The following is an 11942-nucleotide window of genomic DNA, read 5'->3' as shown; positions in this document are numbered from 1 at the left end:
GATGTGGTCTCTGGCTGCGGTTGGGCGGGGCACGCAAGCCGTGGGCCGCCCGCGCCGTCATGTCACATCAACCCCGCAGCGGCCAGATCCTCAATCCGGCAGGGCGAACACCACGAGCGCATCGCCCGTGCCGAAGCCCGACCCCTTGGTGAAGGAGGCGCCGCCTGCCGCCACCGCAACGTATTGCTTGCCGTCGAGGGCGTAGGTGATGGGCGGGCCGCCGATCCCGGCCCCACACTGGAAGCGCCACAGCACGGCGCCGGTCTCGGCATCGTGGGCGTCGAGGAGGCCGTCCTCCTCGCCGGAGAAGACGAGCCCCGAAGCCGTGGCCAGGGTCCCGCCGGAGAGGCGGCTGCCGCCCTTCACGGTCCACTTGATCGCCCCGCCCTTGGCGAGGTCCACCGCCGTCAGGGTGCTGAAGCTCGGTTCGCCCTTGGCCTCGGTGGTCTCGGTGTAGCGGATTGCCGGGCGGTCGCCCGACGCGGGCACCGTCCGGACCACGTAGGTGGTCGCCCCGTGACGGACCTGGGCATAGGCGGTGCCGGCACGGGGATCGTAGGCCACCGGGTGCCAGGAGATCGCACCGAGGGGGCCGGGGCTCACCACGGTGCCGGCCTCGGTCGGCGGCGCGTAGAGGTTCTTCTGCCGGATCAGCGGCTCGGACTTCGCCAGGAGCTTGCCCGTGCTGCGGTCGTGCACGTAGAGCCAGCCCGTCTTCGAACCCTGCGCCACGGCCTTGACCGGTCCCTGCGGCGTCGGCTGGTCGAGGAGGAAGGGCGGGCTCGCCACGTCGTAGCCCCACTCGTCATGGGGCACCTGCTGGTAGTACCAGCGCAGCTGCCCCGTGCGGACGTCGAGGGCGACGAGGCTCATGGTGTAGAGGTTGTCGCCCGGGCGCGAGAGGCCGAAATTCTGCGGAGCCGGATTGCCGGTGCCGACGTAGATCAGGCCGAGATCCCGGTCGTAGGCCGGCGTCATCCAGAGCGAGCCGCCCCCCACCCGCCAGGCCTTCGGATGGGCCGGGGCGGTGGCCCTCTCGGCGGCGATGTCCCGGTGCAGCGGCACGCCGTCCGGCGTGGTCGCGGAGAAGTCGCCCTCCCAGCCATCCGCCTTGGTCACGTACCAGCGCCAGCGCTCGGCGCCGGTGGCGGCATCGTAGGCGGCGAGCCAGCCCCGGCGGCCATAGCCGCCCTCGATGCCCACCACCGCGCCGCCGTCGAGGCCGCCCTTGGCGTCCTCGACATGGAGGCCGTAGCCGGCGCCGGCCACGCCGACGATGACGAGGCCGTCGGCCACCAGGGGCGGCATCTTGAAGCCGAGGCGGCTCGATCCCTGGACGGCACCGGCCCCGAGCGTGTCGGCCAGGGCCGAGGCGGTCTCGGACTCACCCTCCTCCGGGCGCACCGCCTCGTGGTCCCACAGGACCTTGCCGGTGGCGGCGTCGAGGGCGATCACCCGTCCGTCCATGGTGGCCTCGAAGACCTTGCCGTCGGAGACGGCGACGCCCCGGTTCGAGGGCGGCCCGAAGATCTTCTCCGTGCGCGCCTTGTGGGTGTAGGTCCAGAGCACGCGCCCGCTGCGCGCATCGAGGGCGGCGACGTGGTTCTGGGTGGTCGACACGTAGAGCGTCCCGCCCACCATCACGGGCTCCGCCTGGAAGTAGCCCGTGATTCCGGTCTGGAAGATCCAGGCCGGGCGCAGAGCCTTCACATTGTCCCGATCGATCCCGGTGAGCGGCGAGAAGTGCTGGTTGGTGTGGTCGCGCCCGAACATCGGCCAGTCGTCGGCGGCCAGGGCCGCACAGGGCAGGCACGCGACGAGGAGCGCGGCGAGGCCGCGACGGATTGTGTTCGGCATGGACATTCCTCACCTCGGTCGCCCCGTGGCCTGGCGATCCGCAGCAGATCGTGGGACGGGAACGTTCCGGCTCAGCCGGTGGTGCCCGGGCGCTTCGCCCGGGCAAGCTGCGCGGGCGTGTCGGCCGCCCCCATGGATTCCGCCAGGGCGGCGGCGGTCTGGCCGGCGCCATCCCGAACGTCCGGGTCGGCCCCGTGGTCGAGGAGCAGTGCGACCATCTCGGTGCGGTTGAACATCGCCGCGGTCATCAACGCAGTGCGACTGCCGTGTCCGGTGCCGTCGACCGCGGCGCCGTGGGCGAGGAGCAGGCCGGCGATGTCCATTTCGCCCTTGAAGGCGGCGCCGGCCAGCGGTGTTTGGCCCCGGTCGTTGTGAAGTTCGGGGTCGCCGCCGGCCTCGAGGATCACCCGGGTCGCTTCGGCCTGTCCGTTGTAGGCCGCGAGCATCAGCAGGCTGTCGCCCTTGTCGTTGCGCAGGTTCGCCGGCAGGCCCTGCCCGAACAGCTCCGCGAGCTCCTCCGCGCGGCCCATCCGGGCGTACTGGAAGACCCGGGCGGCGAAGGCCAGGGTGTCGGCGTCGAGCTCGGGCTTCGGCGGCGTCGCGGGATCCATCGGTCCGTCCGGTCTGGGGATGCGGCAGGGGGCTGGCCCGGAACCTAGCTCCGTTCGGCTCGGTGTCGAGCAACGCGCGCGCAATTCTCGCCTGCGCCGCCGCTCAGAACCCGTGCCGGTCGAGGGTCTCGCGCAGGGTTTCGATCGGGATGGTGTAGTCGGATTGCATGCCGAGTTCCGGCGCGATGCTGTCGCCGTGGATCGAGACGTAGCTCCCGCCGACGAGGCCGGCGAGGTCGAGGAAGAAGTCGTCGAGCATGTCCTGGTTGGTGAGCATCAGGCAGCGCACCCCCGGGCGCGGAGAAGGCGAGATTGCTGAGGGCGGCCCCCATGCCGCCGACGACGAAGCGCGCGGCGGCGAAGAGCTGGATCTGACGCGCGAAGGACTCCGTCTCCGGATGCACGGTTCGGTAACCGCGCTCCGCCAGGAGAGCGACCACCTCCGCCTCGTTGACGAGCCGCCGCCGGGCGTTGCGGTTGCGGCTCACATAGATGCGCTCCGGCAAGGGCTCGGGCGGCGGGCCGATCCGTTCGCGCGGATCCCGCGCGGCGTCGATGACGAGGGGCGACTTGGTGATCGGCTGCAGGGTGACCGGGGTGGGATAGACCAGCTCCTCGAACACGACTTCGCGCTGCGTCAGCCAGACGATCCTGTCGGCGCCGATGCCGAGGGCCGAGAGCGACTCCCGGTACAGTGCCTCCATCGACGGGATGGCCTGGACGGTGACCTTGGCGCCGTCGAGGAGGCCGGCCCGGGCGGCCACGTGGAGCCGCGGCAGGCACTCGATGAGCCAGTGCCCGTAATTCTCCGCCCAGAGCTGCCAGAGATGCACGGTGCGACCAGCGATCCGGCGGGGACGCGGGAGGGTATGGTGAATTGTGCCCGTCCCGTCGGGGCCGAGCGACAGCGCGCCGAGGTAGCCGTTGCGGTCGCGGTTGATCAGGCTCTCCTAAACCAGGGTGTCGCCGACCTGCACCAGGGCGATGCCGAAGACGATCGCTTCCGGGAACCGGTAGACCCGGGCCTCCGGCGGAACGGCCTCGGAGCCGGAAAACCGCGCGGCGAAATCCGCGACCGCAGGCTGTGCGCCGATCAGCACGGCCGTCGCCCGGCGATAGCGCGGCGCGTCGATGGCGACGGCCGGAGGCGCCGGGATCTCGGCGGCGGGACGCAGGCGGATCGGTCGGGGCACCGCGTCCGGCTTGCCGGCGATCCGGTCGCCGTCCCGGCGACGAGCCGATCCGCCCGCGGCCGCCAGGCGCCTGTCGAGTGCCCGCGCCGACCGGCTCCAGGCCCGGAGACGGTCCCACGGCCCTCCATGGCCCTGGATCGCGTAGACGCCCCCCTGGGCGAGGACCGGGAAGAGAACGGTGAAGGCCCGGGCCAGCGTCCTTTCGGAGCCGGCGCGCTGATCGACGATCAGGCTCGGTCCGTGCGCGACGGCCAGCGCACGCAGCCATCGGCGGTCTTCGAGGTCGCCGCACGCGACGGTCACGCCGGCCGGTGGGTGCTGCGCAAGGTTCGGATTCCCGGTCGCCAGGCAGATCGGCGCATGGATGAAGCGCCGTGCGAACGCGTCGAGGCCGGGGTCGAGGTGATCGCTCAGGATCAGGATCGCGCTCGGCCGCGTCGCCATCGCGAGGACCGCCGGCAGCGTCGCGAGGCGCGATATATCGCCCCGTGCGGCGCCCTCCGGGCGGGCGGATCGGAGCGCGCGCCACATCCGGCCGGATCGCACCCTTTTCCAAGCGGCCGGTAGAAACCATACTTGCACCATGCCGACTCCGAAGAAGCCACGCGCCGCATCCGACCCAGCTCCCGACGCCGAGGTTCTGGCCAGGAACGTCGAGAATTCCAAGGGTGCGGGATCGAAGGGGGCGGGCTCTAGAGGTGGCGCGAAGGCGTCGAGCCCGCGGACGCCGAACTCCAAGGCCTCGAAGCCGGAGCTTCAGCCCCTCGACGAGCACCTTGCGGCGCTGCTCAGCCCGGCGCTGAACCGGAATCGCCTGCCGCCGGTCGAGCCGCATGCCCCGGCGCGTCCGGGACAGCCGAAGCCGGCGCGCGGACGTGGCAAGAGCCCGGCCACCCCCGACAAGAGCCCGGCCACCCCCGACAAGACGTCCGGGATGGGCTTCGGCGAGGCCGCGCAGGCGACCTTCGCCCATGGCGAGGCGGCCGATGTCGATCCGCGCCTCGCCCAGGCCCTGGGGCTGCGCGCGCCGGAGGACGGCCCGGTGCCCGCCGGCCTCGACCCGGCCGGATCGGCGGATGACGGCGATCCGTCGCTGGCCACGGACGGCGTCTCGGCCACGGTGGACGCGCTCTCGCGCCTGCTCACCGAGGGCAATCCGTTGTTCAGGGACGGCCAGACCTGGGTGCCCCACCGCCCGGACCGGCCGAAGAAGTCCGAGGGCGGCGTCGCCTTCACGCTGAAATCCGAGTTCGAGCCGGCCGGCGACCAGCCGCGCGCCATCGCCGAGCTGGTGGACGGCGTCCGAAAGGCCGAGCGCGATCAGGTGCTTCTCGGCGTCACCGGCTCCGGCAAGACCTTCACCATGGCCAAGATCATCGCCGAGACGCAGCGTCCCGCCCTGATCCTGGCGCCGAACAAGACCCTGGCGGCGCAACTCTACGGCGAGTTCAAGAGCTTCTTCCCAGACAACGCGGTGGAGTATTTCGTCTCGTACTACGACTACTACCAGCCCGAGGCCTACGTGCCGCGCTCGGATACCTTCATCGAGAAGGAATCCTCGATCAACGAGCAGATCGACCGGATGCGCCACTCGGCGACGCGCGCCTTGCTGGAGCGCGACGACGTCATCATCGTCGCCTCGGTCTCGTGCATCTACGGCATCGGCTCGGTGGAGACCTACACCGCGATGTCGTTCACGGTGTCGCTGGAGGAGAAGATCGAGCAGCGCCAGCTCATCGCGGACCTCGTGGCGCTCCAGTACAAGCGCATCCAGTCGGACTTCGCCCGCGGCACCTTCCGGGTGCGCGGCGACGTGATCGAGCTCTGGCCCGCCCACTTGGAGGACCGCGGCTGGCGCATCGGGCTGTTCGGCGACGAGATCGAGTCGATCACCGAGTTCGATCCGCTCACGGGCAAGAAGATCAACGACCTGAAGTTCGTGAAGGTCTACGCCAACTCGCACTACGTCACGCCGCGCCCGACCCTCCAGCAGGCGGTCAAGGGCATCAAGACCGAGCTCAAGCAGCGCGTCGACGAGCTGACGAAGATGGGCCGCCTCATCGAGGCGCAGCGCATCGAGCAGCGCTGCACCTTCGACATCGAGATGATCGAGGCCACCGGCGCCTGCAACGGCATCGAGAACTATTCGCGCTATCTGACCGGGAGAAAGCCCGGCGAGCCGCCGCCGACCCTGTTCGAGTACCTGCCCGACAACGCCCTCGTCTTCACCGACGAGAGCCACGTCACGGTTCCGCAGATCGGCGGCATGTACAAGGGCGACTTCCGCCGCAAGGCGACCCTGGCCGAGTACGGTTTCCGCCTGCCGTCCTGCCTCGACAACCGCCCGCTGCGGTTCGAGGAATGGGACGCGATGCGCCCCCAGTCGATCCACGTCTCGGCGACGCCGGCCAAGTGGGAGATGGAGCAGACCGGCGGCGTCTTCGCCGAGCAGGTCATCCGCCCGACCGGCCTCGTCGACCCGGTGATCGAGGTGCGCCCGGCGCGCTCCCAGGTCGACGACCTCCTCGGCGAGGTGCGCGAGGTCGCGCAGGCCGGCTACCGCACCCTGGTGACGACGCTGACCAAGCGCATGGCCGAGGACCTGACCGAGTACCTGCACGAGAACAGCGTCCGGGTGCGGTACATGCACTCGGACATCGACACCCTGGAGCGCATCGAGATCATCCGCGACCTGCGGCTCGGCGCCTTCGACGTGCTGATCGGCATCAACCTGCTGCGCGAGGGCCTCGACATCCCGGAATGCGCCCTGGTGGCCATCCTCGACGCCGACAAGGAGGGCTTCCTGCGCTCCGAGACCTCGCTGGTGCAGACCATCGGCCGCGCGGCCCGCAACGCCGATGCCCGCTGCATCCTCTATGCCGACCAGATCACCGGCTCGATGGAGCGGGCGATGGCGGAGACCGAGCGCCGGCGCCAGAAGCAGCTGGCCTACAACGCAGAGCACGGCATCACCCCGCAGAGCGTGAAGCGCGGCATCGCCGACATCCTCGACAGCGTCTACGAGCGCGACCACGTCCAGGTCGATACCGGGCTCGCCAAGAACGCCGTCACCATCGGCCACAACCTCAAGGCGGTCATGGCCGACCTGGAGAAGCGGATGCGCAAAGCCGCCGCCGACCTCGACTTCGAGGAAGCGGCCCGGCTGCGCGACGAGCTCAAGCGCCTCCAGGCGACCGAGCTGCTGGTCTCGGACGATCCCATGGCCCGCCAGGGCGACGTCGAGCGCGAGGCCGGGCGCTACGGCGCCAAGCAGAGCCGCATCTCCAAGCCGACCCTCGACAATATGGGGCCGGGCACCGACCGCGAGGTGCCCGTCGGCGCGCCGGTCTGGCAGGAGCGCCCGAAGGCCCGCTCGACCCAGGGGCTCGGCGGCCAGAAGCCGAAATACAAGGGCGGCGGCGGCCGAAAGCGCGGCTGAGCGCCGGGCCCGCCGGCTTTTTGCCCGCGAGCGGGCCGGAACCCATCGGCGGCGGCAAGGCTTGGTTCGGGATCAGACGTCCCCCCGCGCCCGGAGACCGTCCCGTGACTCGCATTCCGACTCTCCGATCCCGATCGTCCCGTCCGGTCTTCCGGCCGCGCGCCGGTGGCGCGGTCACCGCCCTGTTCCTGTCCGGCCTCGCCCTCTCGGGTGCCGCCGGCCTGCTCGTCGGCCCCGCGAGCCTGCGCCCGGCCGCCGCGCAGACGGTGGCCAATCCGAACGACCAGCCGACCCCCGGCACCCTGCCGGGCCGCGACACCGGCGCCGGCGCGGCCGAGCGGCCCACCGGTCAGGTCGCTCCGCCGAAGGCGATCTCGGCCACGACCGCCGTCACCGCCTCGGGCGCCAGGTCGGGCGCACGCACCAATCCGCTCGACCACCTGCCGGCGAAGGACCGCGCGGCCACCGGCGGAACCCGCCGCGACTAGAGCGCTTTCCGGCGACGTCGAAAGAAAGCACGCCAAATCAAAGGTCTCGAGACGTGATCCGATCCGACGCGGTCGGCCACGGCTCTCGCACCACCGCCTTCAGGCGATACAGGGGAGAAGCGCAATGGGTCTGCTCGATCAGGTCATCGGCGGTGTGCTCGGGCAGGTGCTCGGCGGTGGGCGCGAGCCCGGACGGGGCGGCGGCCAGGGCGGTGGTCAGGGCGGCGGCATGCTCGGCGGTGCGATGTCGCCGATCGTCCAGGCGCTGCTCATGCTGCTCATGTCGAAGGGGGCCGGCGGCCTCGGCGATCTCCTCGGCGGCGGCCATCGCGGCGAGGCGCGCGCCCCGCGCGGTGACGATGGCGGCGATCTCGGCGGCTTCGGCCAGGACCGCGGCCAGGACCGCGGCCAAGGCGGCTACGGGCGGGACGAGAACCGCGAGGGTCCGCCCCCGTCCGGCCGGGAGGGCGACTTCAGCGACCTCTCCGGCATGCTCGACGGCCCGGGAGACCGTGGTTCGGCTCCGGAGGATCGCAGCGCCGGCGCCGGCCCCTACGCGCATCTCGACCACGAGGCCCAGGATGGCCGCAGCGGCCTCGACGGGCTGATCGACCGCTTCCAGCGGGGCGGCCTCGGCGACGTCATGGAATCCTGGATCGGGCACGGCGAGAACCGCCCGGTGGCCCCGAACCGCCTCGCCGACGCCCTCGGCTCTGACACGGTGAACGCCCTGCAGCAGCGCACCGGCCTGAACCGCGACGACCTGCTGTCGCAGCTGGCCCAGGCGCTGCCGCAGGTGATCAACGGGCTGACGCCGCAGGGCCGTCGGCCCACGGGCGAGGACGTCCGCGGCTGGTGACCGGCCGTCAGGCCGGGCCGAAGCGCATGCCGGCCTCGTAGAGCCGGAAGGTGTTTCGGCCGGCATCCTTGGCCTGGAACAGGGCGAGGTCGGCATGCCGGCACAGAAGGTCGGGATCCGTCCCGTCCTGCGGCGCCACGGCGACGCCGACGCTGACGCCCACCGTCACGCTGGTGCCGTCGAGGTCGATCGGCTGGGACACCAGTTCGATCAGCCGCTGGGCGAGGGTGCGGATGCTGCTTCCCACCACCGGGCCGGTCTGGATGATCACGAACTCGTCGCCGCCGATCCGGGCCACGGTGTCCTCGGCGCGGACCAGGGTGCGCAGACGATCCGCCACCTTGCGCAGCAGGGCGTCGCCGGCCTGGTGGCCGAGGGTGTCGTTGACGAACTTGAACCGGTCCAGGTCGAGGCACAGCACGGCGAAGCTGGCGCCCCGGCGCTGGCTCACGGCGAGCTCCTGGACCAGACGCTCGTGGAACAGCGTCCGGTTCGCCAGGTCGGTGAGCGCATCGTGGCGGGCCATGTGGGCGATCTGGAACTCGGCCTCCTTGCGGGCGCTGATGTCGCGCGCCGCCGCGACGTAGCCCGTCGCGCGCCCGCCCTCGGCCTCGTAGGTCAGGTTGAAATTGACCTCGACCCAGATCCAGCTGCCGTCCTTGCGTCGATAGCGCTGGGTCGCCACCGCACGCGTCACGCGTCCGTGGCAGAGGTCGTCGAGCAGCCGGCGATAGGCCTCGGCGTCGGCCGGATGGACCTGGTCCAGGGGCTTCGTGCCGATCAGCTCCTCCGCCTCGTAGCCGAGGAGGCTCCGGGAGGCGGGCGAGACGTAGCGGCGCACGGTGTCGAGGGTCGCCCAGATCACCATGTCGGAGCTGTTCTCGGCGAGCAGCCGGTAATGGGCCTCCCGCTCCCGGAGTTCCGCCTTGGCCCGGTGGAGGCTCAGCTGGGCGCAGACGACGGAGGCGAGATCCTGCAGCCGGGCGCAATCCTCCGGCGTGAACCGGCGCGGCACGCGGTCGAGGACGCAGAGGATGCCGACACGCAGGCCGACCTGCGTGACGAGCGGCGCGCCGGCGTAGAAGCGCACGTGCGGCGGCCCGACGACCAGCGGACTGTCCCGAAAGCGCGGATCGGTCCGCGCGTCTTCCACCACGAACACAGCGTCCGACAGGATGGCGTAGTTGCAGAACGCGCCCTCGCGCGCCGTTCCGTCGAGGTCGAAGCCGCACTTGGCGACGAAGCGCTGATGGTCCTGCGCCACCAGCGAGACGTAGGAGATCGGCATGCCGAACAGGGCCGCCGCCGTCCGGCAGAGGGCGTCGAAATGCGGCTCAGGTTCCGCCTCCAGGAGATCGAGATCCTGCAAGGCCCGGAGGCGGTCGGCTTCGTTGCTCGCTTTGGGGTACATGCGTGCCCAGGATTCCAGCGGACCGGCGCACCCGACCGAGCCGACCCGGCGCCTCCCGCGGGCCGGAACCGGCCTGATTGTCTCGGGCCGAAGCTCTCATCGTGTGGTTGAAGGATAGGTTTTCCGAAGAACCGGATTTCCGTTCTTCGGACCTGATCCTCGCACCGAATCATCAAATCAGCTTTAACGGACCGGTCCCGACGATTTCTGGAACGAAACGACCGGCCGTCTTCGGACTCCGTTATTTCGCGGGCTGCGTCTGGCAGGTCGCGCAGAAGAACGTCGACCGTCCGGACTGGACGATCCGCTCGATCACACCAGTACATCCCCTGGCCCCGCAAGCATGGCCGACCCGGTCATAGACCCGAAAGGCGTGCTGGAAGGCGCCGCTGGCGCCGTCGGTCCGGGCATAGTCGCGCAAGGTCGAGCCGCCGGCCGCCACCGCCTCCGTCAGCACCTCGCCGATGACCCTGGCGAGGCGCCGCGCCTTCGGGGTCGGCGTCCCGTCGGGCCTGGCGAGAAGCCCGGCCCGCATCTCGGGATGCAGGCCCGCCCGGTGCAGGGCCTCGCAGACGTAGATGTTGCCGAGGCCGGCGATCAGGCGTTGGTCGAGGAGCGCGGCCTTCAGCGGCGTGATCCTGTTGCGGAACAGGCGGGCGACGGCGTCCGGCGTCAGGGCCTCGCTCAGGGGCTCGATGCCCATGCCGGCGAAGTGCCGGCTCTCGGCCAGGGCGGGGGTCGGAACGAGGTCCATGAAGCCGAAGCGCCGGACGTCGTTGTAGGTCACGGTGCAGCCGTTCGACATCGCCAGGACGACGTGATCGTGCTTGGCGTTGCCCTGCGCGCCCTCCAGGTAGAAATCGCCGGGCGAGAGGTTGCGTCCGTCCGGCAGGGCCACGTCGAAGCGGCCGCTCATGCCCAGGTGCATGATCAGCGACTCGCCGGAATCGAGGCCGGCCACGAGGTACTTCGCCCTGCGGGCGAGGTCCGTCACCGTGCGGCCCTCCAGGCGCTCGGCGAACCGGTCGGGGAACGGGAAGCGCAGGTTCGGGCGTCGCAGGATCACCCGGCTGAAGCGGGCGCCCACCAGGGCGGGTGCGAGGCCGAGCCGTACGGTTTCGACTTCCGGAAGTTCGGGCATGCGTTCGATCGGGGTCTTCGGTGCGGCGTCGCCGATGGGGCACGTGCGGCGTCGCCGATGGGGAATGGGTTCGGAAGGCAGATGGCGATTTCGACCACGTTTCGCTATGAGCGTCCGCGAGAGGGTGGTCCATGAGTTCGGTGAAACGGTCGGTCGATCAATCCGCGGACGAGGCGAGCACGCATTTCGGCTTCGAAAGCGTGGCCCTCGACGACAAGCAGGGACGCGTCGACGACGTCTTCCGCTCCGTGGCCAAGCGCTACGACCTCATGAACGACCTGATGTCGGGCGGGCTCCACCGCGCCTGGAAGTCGCACCTCATCTCGATGCTGCGGCCGCCGCGCAACCGGCCCTTCCGTCACCTCGACGTGGCCGGCGGCACCGCGGACATCGCTTTTCGCGCCCTGGAGGCCGGCGGCCCCGGCACGCACACCACCGTCCTCGACATCAACGAGGCCATGCTGCGGGTGGGCGCCGAGCGGGCGGGCGACCGCTTCACCGGGCGCATCGACTTCGTCACGGCCAATGCCGAGGCGCTGCCGCTGCCCGCGGAGCGGTTCGACGCCTACACGATCGCCTTCGGCATCCGGAACGTGCCGCGGATCGACAAGGCCCTCGCCGAGGCGCACCGGGTGCTGAAGCCCGGCGGCCGCTTCCTCTGCCTCGAATTCTCGAAGGTCGACCTGCCGGTGCTCGACCGGATCTACGACGCCTACTCGTTCCACGTGATCCCGCGCCTCGGCGCGCAGGTGGCGGGCGACGCGGATTCCTACCGCTACCTCGTGGAGTCCATCCGCAAGTTCCCCTCCCCCGGGCGCTTCGCCGGGATGATCGAGGCGGCCGGGTTCCGGCACGTCAGCCACCGTGCCCTCACGGGCGGCATCGTGGCGATCCATTCGGGCTGGAAGGTCTCGTGACGGCGGGTCCCGTGACGGCGGGTCCT

General features: G+C 70.9%; 10 protein-coding genes and 1 pseudogene. 4 read left to right on the top strand and 7 right to left on the bottom strand.

Translation table 11 applies throughout. The features are described from left to right. Positions 1–90 precede the first annotated feature (90 nt). From AC0IWM_RS15195 to AC0IWM_RS15175, 5 genes and pseudogenes are all read right to left on the bottom strand, one after another. The gene (locus AC0IWM_RS15195; RefSeq protein WP_471756319.1) at positions 91–1857 is read right to left on the bottom strand and encodes an outer membrane protein assembly factor BamB family protein; all 1767 of its coding nucleotides are present in this window, start codon (positions 1855–1857) and stop codon (positions 91–93) included. A gap of 71 nt (positions 1858–1928) precedes the next feature. Next, positions 1929–2468 carry an ankyrin repeat domain-containing protein gene (locus tag AC0IWM_RS15190; protein WP_471756317.1) on the bottom strand — a complete coding sequence of 180 codons (540 nt, stop codon included), beginning with the start codon at positions 2466–2468 and terminating at the stop codon, positions 1929–1931. A 103-nt stretch (positions 2469–2571) separates the two neighbouring features. Further along, positions 2572–2745, bottom strand: a complete 174-nt coding sequence (locus AC0IWM_RS15185; RefSeq protein ID WP_471756442.1) for a hypothetical protein — start codon at positions 2743–2745, stop codon at positions 2572–2574. Between the two features lie 25 nt (positions 2746–2770). Next, a pseudogene (locus AC0IWM_RS15180) lies at positions 2771–3301 on the bottom strand (glycosyltransferase family 61 protein); the annotation flags it as partial. A 117-nt stretch (positions 3302–3418) separates the two neighbouring features. Next, complete coding sequence (locus tag AC0IWM_RS15175; protein ID WP_471756315.1) at positions 3419–4192, bottom strand: hypothetical protein; 774 nt, start codon at positions 4190–4192, stop codon at positions 3419–3421. Between the two features lie 52 nt (positions 4193–4244). Between AC0IWM_RS15175 and uvrB the strand changes: the two genes are divergently transcribed. The 3 genes from uvrB to AC0IWM_RS15160 all read left to right on the top strand — a co-directional run bounded on the left by uvrB (position 4245) and on the right by AC0IWM_RS15160 (position 8447). Beyond that, a complete protein-coding gene (gene uvrB, locus AC0IWM_RS15170; protein ID WP_471756313.1) occupies positions 4245–7100 on the top strand; it encodes an excinuclease ABC subunit UvrB in 2856 nt (951 codons plus the stop codon). A gap of 104 nt (positions 7101–7204) precedes the next feature. Then, positions 7205–7588: a hypothetical protein gene (locus AC0IWM_RS15165; RefSeq protein WP_471756311.1), complete on the top strand. Its 384-nt coding sequence runs from the start codon at positions 7205–7207 to the stop codon at positions 7586–7588. Positions 7589–7712: 124 nt separating this feature from the next. Next, on the top strand, positions 7713–8447 hold the full coding sequence (locus AC0IWM_RS15160; RefSeq protein ID WP_471756309.1) for a YidB family protein: 735 nt from the start codon (positions 7713–7715) through the stop codon (positions 8445–8447). 7 nt (positions 8448–8454) lie between these two features. Here the strand turns inward: AC0IWM_RS15160 and AC0IWM_RS15155 are convergent, their stop codons facing one another. Both AC0IWM_RS15155 and mutM read right to left on the bottom strand, forming a co-directional pair. After that, complete coding sequence (locus tag AC0IWM_RS15155; RefSeq protein WP_471756307.1) at positions 8455–9858, bottom strand: diguanylate cyclase domain-containing protein; 1404 nt, start codon at positions 9856–9858, stop codon at positions 8455–8457. 241 nt (positions 9859–10099) lie between these two features. Further along, complete coding sequence (mutM, locus tag AC0IWM_RS15150) at positions 10100–10999, bottom strand: bifunctional DNA-formamidopyrimidine glycosylase/DNA-(apurinic or apyrimidinic site) lyase (RefSeq protein ID WP_471756305.1); 900 nt, start codon at positions 10997–10999, stop codon at positions 10100–10102. Positions 11000–11130: 131 nt separating this feature from the next. On the opposite strand from mutM, the gene ubiE reads away from it, so the two are divergent. Continuing rightward, positions 11131–11916 (top strand): bifunctional demethylmenaquinone methyltransferase/2-methoxy-6-polyprenyl-1,4-benzoquinol methylase UbiE, encoded by a 786-nt coding sequence (ubiE, locus tag AC0IWM_RS15145; protein ID WP_471756303.1) that lies wholly within the window; start codon positions 11131–11133, stop codon positions 11914–11916. The last annotated feature ends 26 nt before the right edge of the window (positions 11917–11942 follow it).

This window comes from Methylobacterium sp. AC433 (assembly GCF_979253015.1).
This window is presented reverse-complemented; position numbering and strand designations above follow the sequence as displayed.

Coding starts and splice junctions, on each gene's coding strand:
- AC0IWM_RS15185 (WP_471756442.1), bottom strand. CDS start 2,745: ATGCTCACCAACCAGGACATGCTCGACGACTTCTTCCTCGACCTCGCC.
- AC0IWM_RS15190 (WP_471756317.1), bottom strand. CDS start 2,468: ATGGATCCCGCGACGCCGCCGAAGCCCGAGCTCGACGCCGACACCCTG.
- mutM (WP_471756305.1), bottom strand. CDS start 10,999: ATGCCCGAACTTCCGGAAGTCGAAACCGTACGGCTCGGCCTCGCACCC.
- uvrB (WP_471756313.1), top strand. CDS start 4,245: ATGCCGACTCCGAAGAAGCCACGCGCCGCATCCGACCCAGCTCCCGAC.
- AC0IWM_RS15195 (WP_471756319.1), bottom strand. CDS start 1,857: ATGCCGAACACAATCCGTCGCGGCCTCGCCGCGCTCCTCGTCGCGTGC.
- AC0IWM_RS15155 (WP_471756307.1), bottom strand. CDS start 9,858: ATGTACCCCAAAGCGAGCAACGAAGCCGACCGCCTCCGGGCCTTGCAG.
- AC0IWM_RS15160 (WP_471756309.1), top strand. CDS start 7,713: ATGGGTCTGCTCGATCAGGTCATCGGCGGTGTGCTCGGGCAGGTGCTC.
- AC0IWM_RS15175 (WP_471756315.1), bottom strand. CDS start 4,192: ATGTGGCGCGCGCTCCGATCCGCCCGCCCGGAGGGCGCCGCACGGGGC.
- ubiE (WP_471756303.1), top strand. CDS start 11,131: ATGAGTTCGGTGAAACGGTCGGTCGATCAATCCGCGGACGAGGCGAGC.